16 protein-coding genes, 1 tRNA gene and 4 pseudogenes are annotated in these 17,451 nt (G+C 64.1%); 14 read left to right on the forward strand and 7 right to left on the reverse strand.

Annotated elements, in window-relative coordinates; genetic code table 11:
* Positions 1-74: 74 nt before the first annotated feature.
* Positions 75-248 (reverse strand): DUF4158 domain-containing protein, encoded by a 174-nt coding sequence (locus tag ACQCSY_RS16700; RefSeq protein ID WP_427130521.1) that lies wholly within the window; start codon positions 246-248, stop codon positions 75-77.
* 389 nt (positions 249-637) lie between these two features.
* Here ACQCSY_RS16700 and ACQCSY_RS16705 point away from each other — a divergent pair, with 389 nt between their 5' ends.
* From ACQCSY_RS16705 to ACQCSY_RS16730, 6 genes and pseudogenes are all read left to right on the forward strand, one after another.
* On the forward strand, positions 638-1,759 hold the full coding sequence (locus ACQCSY_RS16705; protein WP_427130523.1) for a tyrosine-type recombinase/integrase: 1,122 nt from the start codon (positions 638-640) through the stop codon (positions 1,757-1,759).
* Positions 1,756-2,088 (forward strand): helix-turn-helix domain-containing protein, encoded by a 333-nt coding sequence (locus tag ACQCSY_RS16710; RefSeq protein ID WP_427130525.1) that lies wholly within the window; start codon positions 1,756-1,758, stop codon positions 2,086-2,088. Before ACQCSY_RS16705 ends, ACQCSY_RS16710 begins: the two co-directional genes overlap by 4 nt.
* A gap of 272 nt (positions 2,089-2,360) precedes the next feature.
* Entirely contained in the window at positions 2,361-3,611 is a 1,251-nt protein-coding gene (locus ACQCSY_RS16715; protein ID WP_427130527.1) for a hypothetical protein, read from the forward strand.
* Positions 3,612-3,644: 33 nt separating this feature from the next.
* A pseudogene (locus ACQCSY_RS16720) lies at positions 3,645-3,941 on the forward strand (SOS response-associated peptidase family protein); the annotation flags it as partial.
* A gap of 325 nt (positions 3,942-4,266) precedes the next feature.
* The gene (locus tag ACQCSY_RS16725; RefSeq protein WP_427130529.1) at positions 4,267-4,617 is read left to right on the forward strand and encodes a DUF3846 domain-containing protein; all 351 of its coding nucleotides are present in this window, start codon (positions 4,267-4,269) and stop codon (positions 4,615-4,617) included.
* 534 nt (positions 4,618-5,151) lie between these two features.
* On the forward strand, positions 5,152-5,403 hold the full coding sequence (locus ACQCSY_RS16730; RefSeq protein WP_427135889.1) for a helix-turn-helix domain-containing protein: 252 nt from the start codon (positions 5,152-5,154) through the stop codon (positions 5,401-5,403).
* 298 nt (positions 5,404-5,701) lie between these two features.
* Here ACQCSY_RS16730 and ACQCSY_RS16735 read toward each other — a convergent pair whose 3' ends face one another.
* Both ACQCSY_RS16735 and ACQCSY_RS16740 read right to left on the reverse strand, forming a co-directional pair.
* Positions 5,702-6,430, reverse strand: coding sequence for a hypothetical protein (locus ACQCSY_RS16735; RefSeq protein ID WP_427130531.1), 729 nt, complete (start codon positions 6,428-6,430; stop codon positions 5,702-5,704).
* Positions 6,431-6,474: 44 nt separating this feature from the next.
* Positions 6,475-6,858: a hypothetical protein gene (locus tag ACQCSY_RS16740; RefSeq protein WP_427130533.1), complete on the reverse strand. Its 384-nt coding sequence runs from the start codon at positions 6,856-6,858 to the stop codon at positions 6,475-6,477.
* A gap of 843 nt (positions 6,859-7,701) precedes the next feature.
* Between ACQCSY_RS16740 and ACQCSY_RS16745 the strand changes: the two are divergent.
* Positions 7,702-10,192 (forward strand): annotated as a pseudogene (locus tag ACQCSY_RS16745) (ATP-dependent Clp protease ATP-binding subunit).
* A 36-nt stretch (positions 10,193-10,228) separates the two neighbouring features.
* Here the strand turns inward: ACQCSY_RS16745 and ACQCSY_RS16750 are convergent.
* Entirely contained in the window at positions 10,229-10,432 is a 204-nt protein-coding gene (locus ACQCSY_RS16750; RefSeq protein ID WP_427130535.1) for a cold-shock protein, read from the reverse strand.
* Between the two features lie 623 nt (positions 10,433-11,055).
* Here ACQCSY_RS16750 and ACQCSY_RS16755 point away from each other — a divergent pair.
* Positions 11,056-11,358, forward strand: a pseudogene (locus ACQCSY_RS16755) (NADPH-dependent FMN reductase); the annotation flags it as partial.
* A 62-nt stretch (positions 11,359-11,420) separates the two neighbouring features.
* The gene (locus tag ACQCSY_RS16760; RefSeq protein WP_427136028.1) at positions 11,421-11,612 is read left to right on the forward strand and encodes a hypothetical protein; all 192 of its coding nucleotides are present in this window, start codon (positions 11,421-11,423) and stop codon (positions 11,610-11,612) included.
* Between the two features lie 469 nt (positions 11,613-12,081).
* Here the strand turns inward: ACQCSY_RS16760 and ACQCSY_RS16765 are convergent, their stop codons facing one another.
* Positions 12,082-13,374, reverse strand: coding sequence for an ISL3 family transposase (locus ACQCSY_RS16765; protein ID WP_427130536.1), 1,293 nt, complete (start codon positions 13,372-13,374; stop codon positions 12,082-12,084).
* A 717-nt stretch (positions 13,375-14,091) separates the two neighbouring features.
* Here ACQCSY_RS16765 and ACQCSY_RS16770 point away from each other — a divergent pair.
* Positions 14,092-14,346: a helix-turn-helix domain-containing protein gene (locus ACQCSY_RS16770; protein ID WP_427130538.1), complete on the forward strand. Its 255-nt coding sequence runs from the start codon at positions 14,092-14,094 to the stop codon at positions 14,344-14,346.
* Positions 14,347-14,376: 30 nt separating this feature from the next.
* On the forward strand, positions 14,377-15,276 hold the full coding sequence (locus tag ACQCSY_RS16775) for an ATP-binding protein (RefSeq protein WP_427130539.1): 900 nt from the start codon (positions 14,377-14,379) through the stop codon (positions 15,274-15,276).
* Positions 15,277-15,380: 104 nt separating this feature from the next.
* Here ACQCSY_RS16775 and ACQCSY_RS16780 read toward each other — a convergent pair whose 3' ends face one another.
* Complete coding sequence (locus tag ACQCSY_RS16780; protein WP_427136030.1) at positions 15,381-15,575, reverse strand: hypothetical protein; 195 nt, start codon at positions 15,573-15,575, stop codon at positions 15,381-15,383.
* Between ACQCSY_RS16780 and ACQCSY_RS16785 the strand changes: the two genes are divergently transcribed.
* The 3 genes and pseudogenes from ACQCSY_RS16785 to ACQCSY_RS16795 all read left to right on the forward strand — a co-directional run.
* A complete protein-coding gene (locus ACQCSY_RS16785) occupies positions 15,565-15,930 on the forward strand; it encodes an HNH endonuclease (protein WP_427135893.1) in 366 nt (121 codons plus the stop codon). The genes ACQCSY_RS16780 and ACQCSY_RS16785 overlap by 11 nt on opposite strands.
* Positions 15,931-16,231: 301 nt before the next feature.
* Entirely contained in the window at positions 16,232-16,648 is a 417-nt protein-coding gene (locus tag ACQCSY_RS16790) for a nuclear transport factor 2 family protein (RefSeq protein ID WP_427130541.1), read from the forward strand.
* Between the two features lie 41 nt (positions 16,649-16,689).
* Positions 16,690-16,884, forward strand: a pseudogene (locus ACQCSY_RS16795) (helix-turn-helix domain-containing protein); the annotation flags it as partial.
* A 488-nt stretch (positions 16,885-17,372) separates the two neighbouring features.
* Here the strand turns inward: ACQCSY_RS16795 and ACQCSY_RS16800 are convergent.
* Positions 17,373-17,445 (reverse strand) — tRNA-Arg (locus ACQCSY_RS16800).
* Positions 17,446-17,451 lie beyond the last annotated feature (6 nt).

A 17,451-nucleotide genomic window follows, 5' to 3' on the forward strand; every position in this document is an offset into this window, starting at 1 on the left:
AGCAGAAGATAACCCCATCCACGACGAGATCTCGTGGATTTCCGGGCCTCGTCGTGCACGTGATGGACGCCGCCTCAGCGGCTCAAGATAATGAACCCCAACCGGTTGTAGTCCCCGCGCCGCTTGCTGACCAACGCCTTGTCCGTGTCATCGAGGAAGAAGCACCGCTCCAACTCCGTCAGCGACGGCGGCTCCGTGAAACGACTATAGGCCGCGGCCTGGACATCAGTGAGGAACTCAACCGGCATAAACCCCAACATAGAGCCAAGACCTGACAGGCATCACAGAACAGAACAACTGTTACGCGCGTTCCAGGCATCGCCCGGCGAGGCTTCGCCGACGCCGCCTTTGCGACCAGGGCAACAAGTCCGAGCCCGTTAGCGCCGGATCCTGTTCCATTGTTCGTTCTGGCCGCAATTTCATCAGGTGTACTACTGCGTTCGGTTTGAACATTCCGGGATCTGTCACCATTCGCGCAGGTCAGGGCCTCTTTGTGGGCCGGGGATTTCCATCAAGTGCGCCTCCCGGCCCGGGCCCGCGCGGCCATGGAAACGCCCCTGACCTGCCCGTTTGCAATCAGATTGCATCTGATGAAAGATGTGTTCATCTGATGCAAGCGGCGGAGGGGTGGCTTTTGATGGTTGGAAACAGCTTTGCGCCGGGGGCGGTGGGCCTGCATCTGGTCGGCGGTCTGCCGTTGCTGCGGCCCGAGGAACAGGTCTTCACGGCCATGTTGGACGGCTGGCGCAACCAGCAGCTGGCCCGGAACCTGGCGTTCTCCACGATCGAGGGCCGCGAGAAGGCGGTGCGGGCGTTTACCCGCCAGGCCGATGCCTTCCCGTGGGCCTGGTCACCGCAGATGGTTGATGAGTGGATGGGTGATCTGCGCTCGGTCCGGAACCTGCGCCGCTCCACGCTGCGGAACTACCAGGGGACCATCCGCTCCTTCTGTGCCTTCCTTACCGACCCCGCCTACGGCTGGGCCGGCATCTGCCAGAAACGGTTCGGCACCCACCCGGTGCAGGTGGTCCATGAGTGGAACGCCGCCGTGCATGTCCAGGAGGCCGAGGCAGACCCGGCCAAGCGTGCCTTCACCCGCGATGAGCTGCAGGCGTTCTTCGACCATGCGGATAAACAGGTCGGCCGGGTGCGCGGGCTCGGACGCAAGGGCTGGCTGCCGGCCTTCCGTGACGCGATGCTCTTCAAGACCGCCTATGCCTTCGGTCTGCGCCGCAACGAGGCGCGGATGCTCGATGTGGTGGACTTCGGCCGCAACCCCCGGGGACCGGAGTTCGGGGAGTACGGCGTCCTCTACGTCCGCCACGGCAAGGCGAAGAAGGGCTCCCCGCCCAAGCGCCGCAGCGTGCTGACGGTCTTCGACTGGTCAGCGGAGATCCTGCAGCAATGGAATGAAGAGGTCCGTCCGTTGTTCCCGACGGCCAAGCCCGGAGCACTATGGCCCTCGGAACGCTCCGCACGCGTGGGCTTCACCCAGATGAACACCCGCTTCGGCACCTACCGGGACAGCCTTGGCCTGGACAGGGGGCTGGATTTCCATTCCTTTCGAAGGTCCTACGTCACGCACCTGATCGAGGACGGCTGGGACGCCCGGTTCGTCCAGGAACAGGTCGGCCACGAGCACGCGTCCACCACCTCGATCTACACCTGCGTCTCTTCCGATTTCCGCACCAGGACTCTCCGCCGGGTCCTGGACACCACGATTACTGCTGCTCTGCAGCTTGAAAGGAAGCCGCAATGAAACGCCAAGTCAGTTATCAGTGGAGGTTGCGCGAGGTGATGGCCACCCGCGGGATCTTCACTGCCTCGGATCTGTCCCCCCTGCTGGCCCAGCGCGGTATTGCCCTGTCCCCTGTGCAGGTCTGGCGGCTGGTCACCCAGATCCCCGAGCGACTCTCGCTGCCGGTCCTCGCCGCGCTCTGCGACATCCTGGAAGTGACCCCCGCCGAGCTGATAGCCACCCGGGCAGAAGCGGTAGCCCCGCGCCGCACGGCCGCCGCGGGCGCCGCGGTCGTGGACCTTGCCTCCACCATCCGGCCCAAGCGTGCCAGGATCACCCCCGAGCGGTGAGCCCGGCCTACAACACCCGCGAGAAATATGAGCGGTGGCATATACGCACCTGTGCCCGCTGCGGCCGACAGGCCGCCAAGGCGGCGAACTGGTCGGATGGACCAATCTGCCGGACCTGCCTGGACAAGGCCACCCGCACCTACGGTCCCTGCCCCGGCTGTGGTGCCGGGCGTCTGCTGCCGGGCCGGGACAGTGCAGGCGCGCCCGCCTGCCGGGACTGTGCAGGAATTACCCGCGATTTCTTCTGCAACCGTTGCCGCTTCGAAGGACGATTGCTCGGTGGCAGACTGTGCGAACGATGCACCCTCACCGACCTGCTGAGCACGCTGCTCGATGATGGCAGCGGCCGCATCCACCCACCCCTGATCCCGCTCTTTGACCAGATAAGGACCATGCAACGGCCAGTCCTGGGGCTGGGCTGGATCCAGAGCGCCCAGCCCCGGACCATGCTGGAGGATCTTGCCGCCGGACGGCTCGCCCTGACCCACGAAGCGTTCCAACAACTGCCCAACTGGAGAACCGCCGCCTATCTACGCGACCTGCTCATGCAAAGCGGCGTCCTGCCCCTCAAGGACCGGCAACTCCTGCTCTTCGAACGGTGGCTGGCCGTCCATCTGGCCGCCGTGGCTGACCCCGAACACGGCCGGCTCCTGCACCGCTTTGCCACATGGCACCAGCTCCGCAAATTACGGGCCAAAGCAAACAAAGCCCCGTTGGGCGGTTCACCGGCGAAGGAAGCCCGCGAACAACAGACCCAGGCCCTGGCGTTCCTGGCCTGGCTCACCCGCCGCAGCACTGCCCTCGACCGCACCCGGCAAGCCGATCTGGACGCCTGGCAAAGCGAGAAATACTCCACGCGCCGGCCATCCCACGCATTCCTGACCTGGTGCATGAAGAACGGCAACATGCCCGTCCTAACCACCCATTCCCGCCAGACAACGACCCAGGCTCCGATGAGCCAACACCACAGAATCAGCACCATCCAGCGCCTCCTCACCGAGGAGAGCATCCCACTTCACTCCAGAATCGCCGGCCTGCTGATCCTGCTCTACGCCCAACCGGCAACACGCATCGTCAGACTCACGACCAGCGACGTCATCAACGACGGGACCACTACCACAATCCGCCTGGGCGATCCGCCAACACCGGTACCCGCCCCACTGGCCCGGCTCCTGCAGAACTACCTGGAAAACCGCCCCAACCTGGACACGGCAACCAACCCCGGATCCCGCTGGCTATTCCCAGGACAACGCGCCGGAGAGCCAATTCACCCGGCCACCCTCCGGGCTTTCCTGCAAAAACTCGGCATCCCGCCCCAACGCGGACGAACCTCAGCAATACGACACCTGGTACTCCAGGCCCCGGCCCCCGTCCTCGCCCAGGCACTGGGCTACCACCACACCAGCACCATCAGGATCGCCGCCGAAGCCGGATCGCCCTGGGCCGGCTACGCACCAGGGACCCACGACCAACCAACCCAGGCCGGACATCAAAACACCGACGAACACAGACCACTTGAATAACGGCCACTACCAGCATGATGGGCCTACTACGAGTGGGAGAAGACCGCCGACGGGAAGAAGATCCCGCATTTCCTCCACTCGGCGAAGGACGGGCTGCTGGCCTTCGCCGGGCTGTACGAGTTCTGGCCCGACCCGTCCCTGCCGGAGGACGATCCGCACCGGTGGCTGCTCAGCTGCACTGTTCTGACCACGACGGCGCACGATTCCCTCGGCCACGTCCACGACCGGGCCCCCGTGATCGTTCCGCGGGACATGTACGCCGCCTGGCTGAACCCCGCTCCTCCGGTGAAACCGGTACGGGGCCGGCTGTGCAGCCGGACAATCCCGTGACATTGATGCGGAAAACGAATAATGCTCAGTTGCCTACTTCCGCGCCCAGCGCGGCCAGTTCGAAGCGATCACCGGGCTTACGCACTACGCGTGGAAGAACGGCCAGGCCCACGGCCCCGCCGATCTCCCGGAAGCTGCAGCGGAGCTGCCCAGTCGGGACCGGGCTCCTTATCCCGGCTGGACCTCCTAGCCACTAACCCGGGCGTTACTCCTTTACGCGAATGAGTAAAGGAGTAACGCCCGGTACGGGCCGCTCTCAGGGCACCAGCCAGACCGGGAACAGATTGAATTCCCGCTCAGTTGTTCACAATATAGAGGACACAAAATGAGCACTACATGCATTGCACTGATCGTTCCGGCCCGACTCAGCGAGCCCGTCCGCGTCGAAACCCTCGACGCGGGACTGTACACCCTGAAGAGCCTGGTCGGGGGAGACATTGAGTCAGTCACCCGCGGGGACTGGCACGTCTACCTGAATGCCGAGGGCAAGATCATCAACCTGCCCCCGAACATCCGCGCAGGGCACCTCATGCTCGAAGCCGGATTGTATCTGGTGGATATTTTCTGCGGGACCGCCGTGTTCCTCGGCAACGGCGACCACGGCGAGGAGGCAGACGCCCCGGAGCACCTGATCCGGCTGGCGGAACGGCTGTTTGATACCCCGCTGGCCGCCTAGGGCATCCGTTCCGGCACTCATTTACTCAATTGAGTGCCGGAACTTCCCCGGTTCGCCCGGCACATGTTCCCGGCGGGAGTTCGGGCGGTCCGCCTCACGTGGCAGCTGGCGCTTGTGGTCACCGGCGGCGGACCGCCACCCCGGCAGAAAGCACCGGGTCAGCTGGTGCCGGCGGACCCACCGCGGGGGAGTGCCGGCTCGGGCGGACCGGTGCCGGGATCGGAGGGCATGCTCGCGGGGCTCGCACCCTTTCGGGCGGCCGCAGGCGGCCGGCTGTTGGCCCGTGCCCGACGTCGCAGAGCTCCGCCGGTCCCGGGCCTGTGTGTCTACGACGTTTTTTTGCTGCTGTCCTTATGGTGTTGGCGGGTGGCTCCGTTGCAGTTGTAGTGTCGTGGCTACCCAGGGGTGGCGGGTATGGCATCTTTTTCTTCATCTGCGTGGGCCTCATCCTCGCCGGTCTGACCGTCCTCATCGGCATCAACCTGGATCTGCGGAACCAACCGCAACCCCAGAGCCCGGCCGGGCCGGCCGCCGCTGCAGCCCGGCCGCGGCCCAGACGGAAAGGCCCCGGTACTCGCTGGCTCGCACCGGGCAGTACTCGCGGCGGCAGCGGCCAACAACCGAGGCGGGGGCAGGCCCCGAAAAGCCGACGACCCTACTGCCGCCAGGGCACGGGAGATCAAAGGTAAAGGAATCAGTGCCGGCGACATCGGCAAGATGCTCGGAGTCTCCCGCGCCACGGTCCACCGGTACCTCGCAGGGGAGGGCATGGATGCTTCGGCCTAGACAGAACAGTCCCAGAATGTGACCGTTAAGCCCACCCCGGAAAGCATCCGTTCGGCGTCCGGATTAAGCGACAACGAAACCGCCAACCGATCCTGCGATTTAACCGCGATTCTCGGCAAACAGTCACACGTTGAGCGTGGAAAACAGCTTGACTAATTGATCAGAACCCATAGCCGAAATCAAAGGGCGTCAAGACCGTCGGCAGGGGGTTTTTGAGCTGATGGGTGTAGAGGTGGCCAGAGGTGTAAACCGTCAGCTGGGCTGGTCGGTCTGCCATGGCCGCGGCCGCCAAACGCCGTTAGCGGGAGTTGATGCCGTGCCGCTTCAATGCGAAGTCATAGGCCGTGTCGTCCTGGCGGATCTCCGTCCCGGCGTCTGCGCTGACGGGATCATCATCGAGGCCGACGTCGGCGCGGCGTAGCCACAACGCCCGGCAATAGCCGTGCCCCTGGCCTACCGCACCGTGCTTTGAGGGGAAACGTATGCCCATCGGGTAGGATCCGTCATCGGGGATCTGGTCTCTGATCCACGATGCCAGGAGGGTAGTAACCTCGCGCCGGCCGCCGGTTACCTCGGCCAAGGTCAGCGTCTCGGGAACATCGACCTCGTACAAGAAGTTACCCAAGGCCTCGTTCAAGGCCGCGATGCTGTCACCGTGGGCAATATCGACCCAGGAACCGGATTCAAACCGCATGGAGTAAACGAGACGGCCGTCGCGCCAGTTCGCGGGTATCCAGCCGGGGATCATGTGTCCGTTGGCATGCCACTCGTCTTCGACGTCTTCACGGATTTTCTCTACCGGTTCACCGAAGAACGCAGCGGTCTTTTTGAGGTACTCCGCGTGTTGGGTTGTCATCCGCGCCCAGGAGAGGGCCTCAAGGAACGCCGTCTCCTGATCTTCGGCCGCATAGACAGTCCGTCCGGGCGTGTCGAAGCGGTACCAGCCCGATCGGTCCTCGGACAGCAGCCCCCGCTCCTGTGGCCTGAGCGGGCCATAGGATTCCTTGGCCACACGGTAGGCGGTCACCGGTCCTTCAATCAATGCGAGGCCGGTCTTTTGGCAGACCCGGATCAACCGATGAACCCGTCGTCCACCATAGCGGCCGCGGCAGCGGCCACCTCACGGAACCTGTCGTCCCGGATGGCATCGATCGGTGAGTCCTGGTCCAGCCACGGATTGGCGCCAATGAACCACATCCGTGCCACATGCTCGCCTTCCGCCTCGGAAACCACAAGCCACTGGGCGTAGGCGAACTGCAGCCGTTTCACGGCAGCGTCGTTGGGGGTGGGCCCATCCTGCTGGGCCCACTTGTAGCTGATTTTCCGGTCTTTACTTCCGGCTGTCGCGGCAACGAGAGTGGCACCCAGGGCAGCATTCAAGCGGCGGACGATCTCGCGGATGCCGAGTCTGGCTGTTCTGGCGTGGGCTGCACCTGAGATGGTGGCGATGCTCATGATGGTCCGCCTCCTAAGCTGGTTAACCATCCACACTACTCTGAGTCAACCTGAAAAGCGACATAAAATCTACTCTTCATCGAATGTCCAGGGCTATACGGGTGACGAAGCCTGTTAAGATCACGTCGATGCCGCGGTCCCGGGGATTCTTGATCAGGCGGTGGTGGTGCTGGACATACGACTATTTCGCTTGACGTGCGAACGGCCGCCGGAGTTCCCTGCAACGACGGGCCTCTGGTGGACGGTGCGGTAAACGGAGATGGCCCTGGCGATCGACGAATCTGCAGCTTCTGAACCTCACCGAATGACCTTAAAACCCGGGGAACCGCAGGCAGGGAAACACCGTACGGGGGAACGGTCTCACAGACCCTCGAATTCGCATCAGATGCGGTTCGCCGGGTTCTCCCGCACGTATGCGCCGTCGTCGGCGTTTGGCCGTTCTGTTTGTTGGTCGTTCGGCGGTCAGCCCAAGGTGGGGACCCCGCTCACTCCTCGCCCTAAGATCACCAAAGTCAAGACGAAATGATCGCCGTTCACGCAACGTCAGGGCTATGGGTTGACTGCCAGGCCACGGGATGCGGGAGAAGAACGAGGGCCCGCTCTTTCGTGTTCCAGATAGCTGCTGTCATATCCTGCCCCCGAAGTAACGGCCCTTTCGAGGCCGGAGACGAAGGGGAGCCCCACAAGGACCCGCCGCGGGTCTTCATGCGTGGTCGGTGTGGCGGATATTCTCTGGCCCACGCGGAACCTGGCCCCCCCGAATATCTTGCCTCCGGTGAACACCCCCGATACGGCCTGCATCCACGTAGCATCAAAGTACGTGTTAGCCGGGAGCGTGGCGAAATGTTTGAGCGATTTACCGACCGTGCCCGACGTGTTGTGGTGCTGGCCCAGGAAGAGGCCCGCACGCTGAACCACAACTACATCGGCACCGAACACATCCTGCTGGGTCTTATCCGCGAGGGTGAAGGTGTTGCCGCCAAGGCCCTTGAATCCCTGGGCATCTCACTCGAGGGCGTCCGCGAGCAGGTGCAGGAGACCGTCGGCCAGGGCCAGCAGTCCCAGCCCGGCCACATCCCCTTCACCCCGCGCGCCAAGAAGGTGCTGGAACTGGCACTGCGCGAGGCCCTTCAGCTCGGACACAACTACATCGGCACGGAGCACATTCTGCTGGGACTGATCAGTGAGGGTGAAGGTGTTGCCACGCAGGTGCTGGTGAAGCTGGGTGCGGACCTGGACCAGGTCCGCCAGCAGGTCATCCAGCTGCTCGCGGGCAGCCAAGGCAAGGAGCCTTTGGCCGGCGGGGGCAGCCAGCTAGAGCGAATCCCGGCCGGCTCCGTGGTGCTGGATCAGTTCGGCCGGAACCTGACCCAGGCTGCGCGGGAGAACAAGCTGGACCCGGTGATCGGGCGCGGGCAGGAAATGGAACGCGTGATGCAGGTCCTTTCCCGCCGTACCAAGAACAACCCGGTGCTGATCGGTGAGCCGGGCGTGGGCAAGAGCGCCGTCGTTGAGGGCGTGGCCCAGGCGATTGTCCGCGGTGACGTGCCGGAGAACCTCAAAGACAAGCAGCTGTACACACTGGACCTTGGCTCCGTGATCGCAGGCTCCCGCTACCGCGGTGACTTTGAAGAGCGGCTGAAGAAGGTCCTGAAGGAGATCCGCACCCGCGGTGACATCATCCTGTTCATCGATGAGATCCACACCCTCGTCGGTGCCGGCGCCGCCGAGGGGGCGATCGATGCGGCCTCGATCCTGAAGCCGATGCTGGCCCGCGGCGAGCTCCAGACCATCGGTGCGACCACGCTGGATGACTACCGCAAGCATGTTGAGAAGGACGCCGCGCTGGAACGCCGTTTCCAGCCGATCCAGGTCCAGGAACCCTCCGTGGCGCAGACCATTGAGATCCTCAAGGGTCTGCGTGACCGCTACGAGGCGCACCACCGCGTCAGGATCACCGACGGCGCCCTGGTCGCCGCGGCGAACCTCTCGGAGCGCTACATCTCGGACCGCTTCCTGCCGGACAAGGCAATCGACCTCATTGACGAGGCCGGCGCCCGGCTGCACATCCGCCGGATGACAGCCCCGCCCGAACTGAAAGCCCTTGATGAGCGCATCGCCGAGCTGAAAACGGCGAAGGACCTGGCGTTGGATGCGGAGGACTATGAGGGTGCCGCTTCGCTGCGCGACAAGGAGCAGAAGCTCGTCTCCGAGCGCCGGGAGAAGGAGCGCCGTTGGAAGACCGGCGGCATGGACGACATCTCCGAAGTCGATGAGGAGCTCATTGCCGAGGTGCTGGCGAACGCCACCGGCATTCCGGTCTTCAAGCTCACCGAGGAGGAATCCGGCCGTCTGCTGAAGATGGAGGACGAGCTGCACCAGCGCGTGGTGGGCCAGGACGAGGCCATCAAGGCCCTGTCCCAGGCGATCCGCCGTACCCGTGCCGGCCTGAAGGACCCGAAGCGTCCGGGCGGCTCGTTCATCTTCGCCGGCCCCACCGGGTGTGGGTAAGACGGAGCTGGCCAAGGCCCTCGCCGAGTTCCTGTTCGGCGAAGAAGACACCCTGATCACCCTGGACATGTCCGAGTACTCGGAGAAGCACACGGTGTCGCGTCTCTTCGGTGCCCCTCCGGGCTACGTGGGCTACGACGAGGGCGGGCAGCTGACCGAGAAGGTCCGCCGTCGTCCGTTCTCCGTGGTGCTGTTCGACGAAGTCGAGAAGGCCCACGCGGACCTCTTCAACTCGCTGCTGCAGATTATGGAGGACGGCCGTCTCACGGACAGCCACGGCCGGGTGGTGGACTTCAAGAACACCGTGATCATCATGACCACCAACCTCGGCACCCGGGACATTTCCAAGAGCGTGGCCACCGGTTTCCAGTCCGGCACGGACACCCGGACCGGCTACAACCGTATGCGCGCCCGGGTCACGGAGGAGCTCAAGGCCCACTTCCGCCCCGAGTTCCTGAACCGTGTTGACGACGTCATTGTCTTTCCGCAGCTGACCCGGGACGAAATCATCGAGATCGTGGACATGATGATCGGCCGGCTGGAGAAGCGCCTGGCGGACAAGGACATGGGCATCGAGCTCACGACGGCGGCCAAGGTGCTGCTGGCAACCCGCGGCTACGATCCCGCGATGGGTGCCCGGCCGCTGCGCCGCACCATCCAGCGCGAGATCGAGGACCAGCTCTCCGAGAAGATCCTCTTCGGGGAGCTGCACGCCGGCGACATCGTGGTGGTGGATGTGGACGGCGAAGGCGACGACGCCAGATTCACCTTCGCCGGAAACACAACGCCTCGGATCCCGGACGCACTGCCCGCCGGGGCGTAAGCGGCCGGGACGTGCTCCTGCTGAGGGGACGACCGGTCAGAGCGGGCGGATGTTCTCCGCCTGCGGGCCCTTGGGGCCCGGGGTGATGTCGAATTCGACTTTCTGGTTCTCTTCCAGGGACCGGTATCCGCTGCTGGCTATTGCCGAGTAGTGGGCGAAGACGTCCGCGGACCCGTCGTCGGGGGCGATGAAGCCGAAGCCTTTTTCGCCGTTGAACCATTTGACGGTGCCTGTTGTCATGAACATTTCCTTCGGCAGTGTCTTCTGCCCGGCAGCTCGGGCTGCCGGGCGCGGGGATGTGGCCCGCCTGCCTCAATGTGCGGTGCCGCGGACCCGGCGGCAACAGGCGGCAGGTGCCGGAACCGGCTGCAGGTCCGGCCCCGGATCGGCCCGCAGCTCTCACGGATGGGCAGCGCCTGAGCCATGAGCCATGAGCGATGAGGCTGCGCAGGGCGGCCATGAGTTGGTGGCGCGGCTACCTCGCGGAGCACGGAGTTACCGCCCCCTGACCGATGACCATCAATGTGGATGCTGAGGATCTGCCGAACCACGAGCAAATTGACATAATCGGCTTTGACCTCAGCGGAAGAGGATCCCGGGGCACCCGCTTGGCCCGGATTCACGCTCCCCGGCCTGCGGGCCGCTGATGTTCTCGTTTATTTCCTTGAGTTCGGTTTTGTCTGCGGGGCGGCACGACCTTGCGGTTCCAGACGCGGGACTGCCAGGGCAAGGGCGGCCGGGAGAACGACGCCGGTTCTTGTGGCGGTGAAGGAGCGGCGGGCCCCGGTCTCCGGGGAAGAAGCGGCCGTCTCCCAGTGTTTAACCGGATGAAGAGTCCCACGGACGACGGGAGACGGGACTTGATGCTGAGGATAGCCGTCGTGCTCGGAAGCACCCGCCCGGGCCGGAGAGGAAACGCCGTCGCCGACTGGGTGTATGAACAGGCGGCAAAACGCACGGATGCGCAGTTCGAACTCATCGACGTGGCCGACTTCGGGCTTCCGCTGCTGGATGAACCGCTCCCGCCATCACTCGGGCAATACCGTCACGAGCACACCAAGGCCTGGGCCGAGATCATCGGGTCCTTCGACGGGTACGTTTTCGTCACCGCCGAGTACAACCACTCCGTACCCGGGGCGCTGAAGAACGCCCTGGATTTCCTCTACCTGGAGTGGAACAACAAAGCGGCGGGGTTCGTCAGTTACGGCGGCAGCGGGGAACCCGGGCGGTGGAACACCTACGGCTCATCGCCGCGGAGCTGCAGATGGCCGATGTCCGCGCGCAGGTCGCCTTGCCTTTGGCCACGGAGTTCGAAAACTACACCACCTTCACCCCCTCGCCCCGGGCGGTGCAAGGCCTGGGACAGGTCTTCGATCAGGTCATCGCCTGGGCCGGAGCCCTCAAACCACTGCGCCACTGAGTGGTCCCGCCGCATCGTCAGCCCGGCTTCAGCCCGGGTCCCCGAACCGGGCCGGCTGAGCCCGCCGTCAATGCCCCAACAGCGGCTAAAGCGCTTAAAGTAGCGCCACGGGTTGACTGAGTGTCGACTTACGTTCGTTCGCAAGACACTCCTGGGCATGTCTGAAAAGGCGCGGAAACACGGAGCTCATTTTGTAATACTTGCCGTGTACTCGCCTATGTAACGTTCTACCCTGTTAGTGATACGTTTCCGAAAACGGAAAAAATCGTACGCTACGGGCTCAGATTAGTGTGTCGTTTGTGGCCCGCGGGATTCTGTCGATCGAAACAACACCTATTTCAAGGTGATTCGATATGTATTTGAGTTCTTCTTCTCCAGCAGGTATCCGGTTTCTGGCCTCAATCAAGCAGGGAAATGGTCTCAAACCGGCTCTTGGTGGTTCGTGGGGAAATGGATTCCCGGATGAGTGTCATGCCGCCGTCCGGACGGCACTTCTCATGAGGATAACCGATTTGTAGTTGGCGGCGTTGCGGTAGCCGCGGGCGGTGCGTTTGATATTTTTGATGGTCGTGTTGTTGGCCTCCACCTTGCCCGTTGTTGCGCCGGTGACGATGAGGACTTCGATCTCCGGCCACCATTTGCACACGGTGCGGTAGAGCCTGTTGGTTTCGGGTCTGGCGGCTGCTTCGACGAGGACCTTCAGTTCTTCCCTGGCCGCTTCCGCGCCAGCCAGCGTCCCGGTGCGCAGCAGTGCCCGCATCTGTTCCTTGACCTTCCACACTGTCTGGAGGGTGCCGGTCGGATCGTCCGCGGCGAAGACCTCCGTCAGGCGGTGCCCTGCCTTTTCCGTGAGTGTGTCACCGGCCCGCAGCAGCAGCATCCGGTGCGCCCAGGCCTTGTCCACGGCCCGGCCGCGGCGGCCCTTGACCTGCTGGGAGAGGTTCTGCCGGGCCTCGGTCATCGCCTGGTTGGCCAGAGAGACCAGATGGAAAGGATCGACGGCCACAGCCGTGCGGGGCAGCCACATCCTCAACGCCTTCCGGAACGCCGCGGAAGGGTCGATCGCGACGACCTGCACGGCCAGCCGCCAGGCCAGCGGGCGGGCGAACAGCCAGTCGCCGACGCCCTTGTGGTCCCGGCCATCGACCACGCCCAGCACCTGGCCGGTATCCAGGTCCACGATGGTCGTCATCCAGGGCTCGAACCTCGTCCAGGTCTTCGACTCCGGGTCCTGGAAGTAGCGCACCGACCGGAACCGGTGCTCATCGATGCCCAGCATCCGGGGACTGAGCTCATCCACATCCGGCAGCCGCAGCAGGCAGGCTTCGTTCAGGGCGGCACGGACCATCCACCAGGACACCGCGAACGCGGCGGCAGTCTCGGACACGGTCCGCCCGGAACGGATGACCGCGTCCACGAGGTGGTCCCGGAGCCTGCCCGTGGAGCGGGCACGGGCCGGGACCTGGGCGGTGGATTCGAAGAACGAGAGCCTGTCACAGGCCGGCTCCTCGCAGTACCAACGGTACTTGGACCAGAAGACATCCACGGGACCGGCGACGGGGATGTCACGGATCCGCTGGAACCGGCGTTCCTTCCGCCGTGACGCGACCACGCCGCAGCTGGGGCAGCCCGGTGGCTGCTCGCTTTCGACGATGACCCGGCGCCGGCCATCATCCGTCAGGGTGGTGGAGATCACGCGGTAATCGGGCAGGTTGAAAAGGGTGGTGGCAGCGTCGGCTGCCGCCCCGGTAGGCTCGTTCAAGGCTCGTGGTCCTGTTCCAGGTTGAATGCTTAGACACACTCATCCCAGCAGGGCCACGGGCCCTTTTTTCAGCTACGACACGGAATCAATTCCCCACCAACCACGAAGAGCCCTCAAACCCTCCGCCCGTGCGGCCGGTATCGACAAAGAGGTCGGACGCCGCTGGTTGCTTGAAAGTTATCTGCGGTTGCGCCGCGATGGATCGAGTCCGGCCGGAGCGACGGCGGCGATTGGGTTCACGACGTCCCGGCTCCCAGCGTGGGAAACGGCAGTCAGCGGTGACACTGGTCGCCACCATCTTCAGGCAAGTGTCGAGGACGAAGCCATATTCTGGGCCACGTTTGAGGGTGGCAACAGCCTTGAACAGTCGGGCCTGGCCAGCGGTGTGAGCCGTTCGACCGCGTATCGGTGGCTCCACGTGCGGTTCAACCAGCTCCGGGATTCGAAGGTCACCCTGAAGCGTTGCCAAGCGCTTCTGCGGTTGACAGATCAGCGCTGCCGCAGCTTCGACACGAACGCCTCGCCCGACTGGCCAAGGAACGGAATGCCGCAGCGGCGGCCCAGCACGCAGCCGTCTGGTCGTCGAACCGATACGCGGATCAGGTACTGGCCTCAACGGTTTCCGAGGCGCAACAGCGACGTACCGAACGGGCCAAGAAGTACTAGCAGCTGATGCGCGAGGGCAAAAGCAACGCCGAAGCATGCAGACTTCTCGGTATGCATAGGCGAACAGGCACGTTGCTCCGGCGCGCCACCAACTACCAGATCCCCTCCCTCAAGCCCCCGTCGTCAGCGGCCGGCCGCTACCTCGATGTCCGGGAACGGGTGCAGATCGCCGACCTCTTGGAGCTGGGACATTCCATGCGCCGGGTGGCCCGTGAACTGGGCCGTCAGCCCTCCACCATCAAACGGGAGCTGGACCGCCCCCTCCGACGCCTGTGGATCACTACAGCTCCTGCATGCTGGCCATGAGTATCGTGGCGGAACTTCCATAATCCAAATGTGCAGCTCACCGAACGCGAGGTGCTCGAGGTCGAGCTCGCACAGCGACCCTCGTTCCTGACGCGCTTGGCGGACGCCGGTGACGCCAGGACGCGAGGCGAGGACGTCGACGCACTCTTCCCGCTGCCCGCTGAGGTTCCGGACATTGACGGGTACGTCGCCTTGGCGCTGCGCGGTGCCTTCCCTGAGTTGGCGTACCGCGACCGCACGCCCCAGGGTCGCCAAACGTGGTTGTCCAGCTACCTGGACGACTTGCTCACCCGCGACGCCGCCACGGTCGAGCAACGCAAAGACCCGGTCCGGCTGCGCCGATACTTCGAAAAGGTCTCCCTGAACATTGCCGGCATGCCCACGGACCTGTCGCTGTACGAGGGGGCGGGGGTGAACGCGAAGACCGCGGCCAGCTACGACCGGCTGCTGGAGAGTCTTTACGTCGTCGAGCAGGTGCCCGCTTGGTCGAACAACCGGCTCAAGTCCCTCGTGCAAGCCAGAAAGCGTTACGTGGTCGACCCGGCCCTGGCTGCCGCGGCCACCCGCATGACTCCCGACGCAGTTCTGCGCGACGTGGACATGCTGGGGCGGATCTTCGACGCGTTCGGGTTAGCCCAAATGCGACCCGAGGCAGCCCTGATTTTTCCGAAGCCTCAGATCAGGCATCTGCGCACCCGAGCCGGGCGCCAGGAGGTCGACCTCGTGGTCGAACTGTCGGCGGGCCGGGTCCTGGGTCTCGAGTTCAAAGCGGGCGCTGCACCGGATGCGTGCGACGCTCGGCATCTGCGCTGGCTCGCCGACGAGATCGGGACCGACTTCGCAGCCGGCGCGGTAGTCCACAGCGGAAGCCAGGTGTACGAGCTAGCTGAGCGGGTCTGGGCTATTCCGATGTGTGCACTCTGGGGCTGAACGCGGAGAAAGTAGACCTTCCTGCGGGCGCCGGGGCTGGTGACAGCACCTCCGGAAATCGGCGCACTCACCGTTACCGACACCCCGAGTTTCGGACAGTCTTGTTAGACACCGGCGGGTGCTGTGGCTCTGATGGTGCCCGTGCACGCTTCGGCGCCGACGCCGTCACGCTCCTGGACTATGAATCCGATCGGCACGATCTTCGGCTCGGCGGGGCACGGGATGTGGCTGGCAGCGACGTCGTCGCCCTGGCTTGGTGCGGTGTTCTGCATGTTCATCGTGTGGGTGATGGCTCGCATCTACCGCGCAATCAGGTGGGCACCAATCGCTGTTGCAGGACTCGACCCTTTACGTCGATTCAGTGGCGCGGATCGTGCGGCAATCTTTTCCCGTGCCGACGCACGGTGTGAGCGACACAGTTTCCTGTTCGGCCGGTGCAAGGAAACCGAGAAGCTGCATGCCGACCACGTCCACCCGCACTCGAAGGGAGGCAGCACGACGGTCGCGAATGGCCAAGTGTTGTGCTCGCGGCACAACAAACAGAAGGCCGCCCGGATCCCGTTCAACTGGGAGCTGCGGCGCTTGGAGAAGCAGCGAGCTTCGTACTTTCCGGCGGGCGCCAGCGGGGCAGTCGTCCGGCGCGCAAGTCGATGAGCGGCTGACGGCCGGTAAATCAGCGCAATCGTGCCGTGCAGATCGATCGCTTGCGGTGACCATAGGGCCGGTGGCCGAGGGCTGCCACCGATCACCGGTTGCCGTTCCCGTTATGGAACGGGCCCCTTCAAGGTTCCCCCCGCTGCTCGAGGAGGCCGCGTGACGGAGCTCGACGCACCGCCTGTAACCGGCATTATCGCACGCCCTCATGTGCCGGGATCGATCAGGAATCGTCCTCGTCTCCCCTGCCGCGCGGGTGTACGCTCACGGCTTCACCACTGGAAGCGCTAAAGTGGGAATCATGTTGACATCATCTGATATGGAAGCAACTTCGGAGTTGTCGGTCGATAACTACGACGCGATCCGAGACGTAGTCCAACTTTGCCTTGATGGTGAGGCAAAGGGGGATGTCGCCAAGTTGCAGGAAGCGTTTCATCAGGACGCCCGGATGTTCGGCGACCTCGCTGGCACCCGCTACGACGTGCCAATCCAGGCCCTCTTCGACATGGCAGCCGAAGGTCCCGCCGACACCGGTAACTACAAGAGCCGGATCCTCTCGATCACACACGTCGGAGACGTAGCGACCGCGACCGTTCTCGAAGAGGGCTATTGGGGGACGGTGTCCTTTGTCGACTTCCTCAGTCTTTGCCGCATCGAGGGAACCTGGAAGATCGTCAACAAGACCTTCGCCCACGTCGGCGGCGAACCGCCTGCCTAGACACACTCCCGAAGCTGTCCTGAAGTGCCAACTCCCTACGTGTCGGCAAACGGCGGGCCGGCGGCAAAGATCTCGGCGGACGCCGGGAACGGTTCACCAACAGCCAGATCGAAAACGCCCGTCGCCTCATCGCAGGCGGCGAACCGCCAATCCAGGTGGCACGTGATCTGGGCATGTCCAGGGCGACCCTGTACCGGCGCATCGCAGGGATCGAAGCGCAACACAGGAGACTGTGAGCCTGGCCGCAGAACGAACAATTCATCCCCGACTCCCATGCAGTACATCCCGCTAACGGCGTATTGCCCGCTGGCATGAGTCAGCACCGCACGTGACCCGGTTCGTGGGTGCCCCACGCTCGGCGCAGACGCTTCCTCTCGGATGCCGCTTGGTTCCCCCGCGCCGGTTCTTGGCTATCCGCTCCATTCATCGCTGCATTGCAGTCGTGGTGACAGGAAACCGCAGACCCGGCATTTCCGATCGTGTGCTGGTTGGGGTGTGACGGGAACACCGGACATCGCCTCGCGACTGATACGTTCGCGGGAGGTCTTGGCCCGACGCCGGCAGACGGGCTGGGCGCACGATGCCCAGCTCGCCGCAGGTGACACAAAAGTGACACCCAGTCGGGGAAATGAGGAGAATCGGAGGGAATGTATAGACCTTCCGCCCTGTCAAGCTGACCAGCAAAAACCCCGCCACTTCCTTGAAGTGACGGGGTTTTCTACTGTGCCCTCGATTGGAATCGAACCAACGACCTTCTGCTCCGGAGGCAGACGCTCTATCCCCTGAGCTACGAGGGCAGTCAG

Source organism: Pseudarthrobacter sp. S9 (genome assembly GCF_050156545.1).
Classification (GTDB): Bacteria; Actinomycetota; Actinomycetes; order Actinomycetales; family Micrococcaceae; genus Arthrobacter.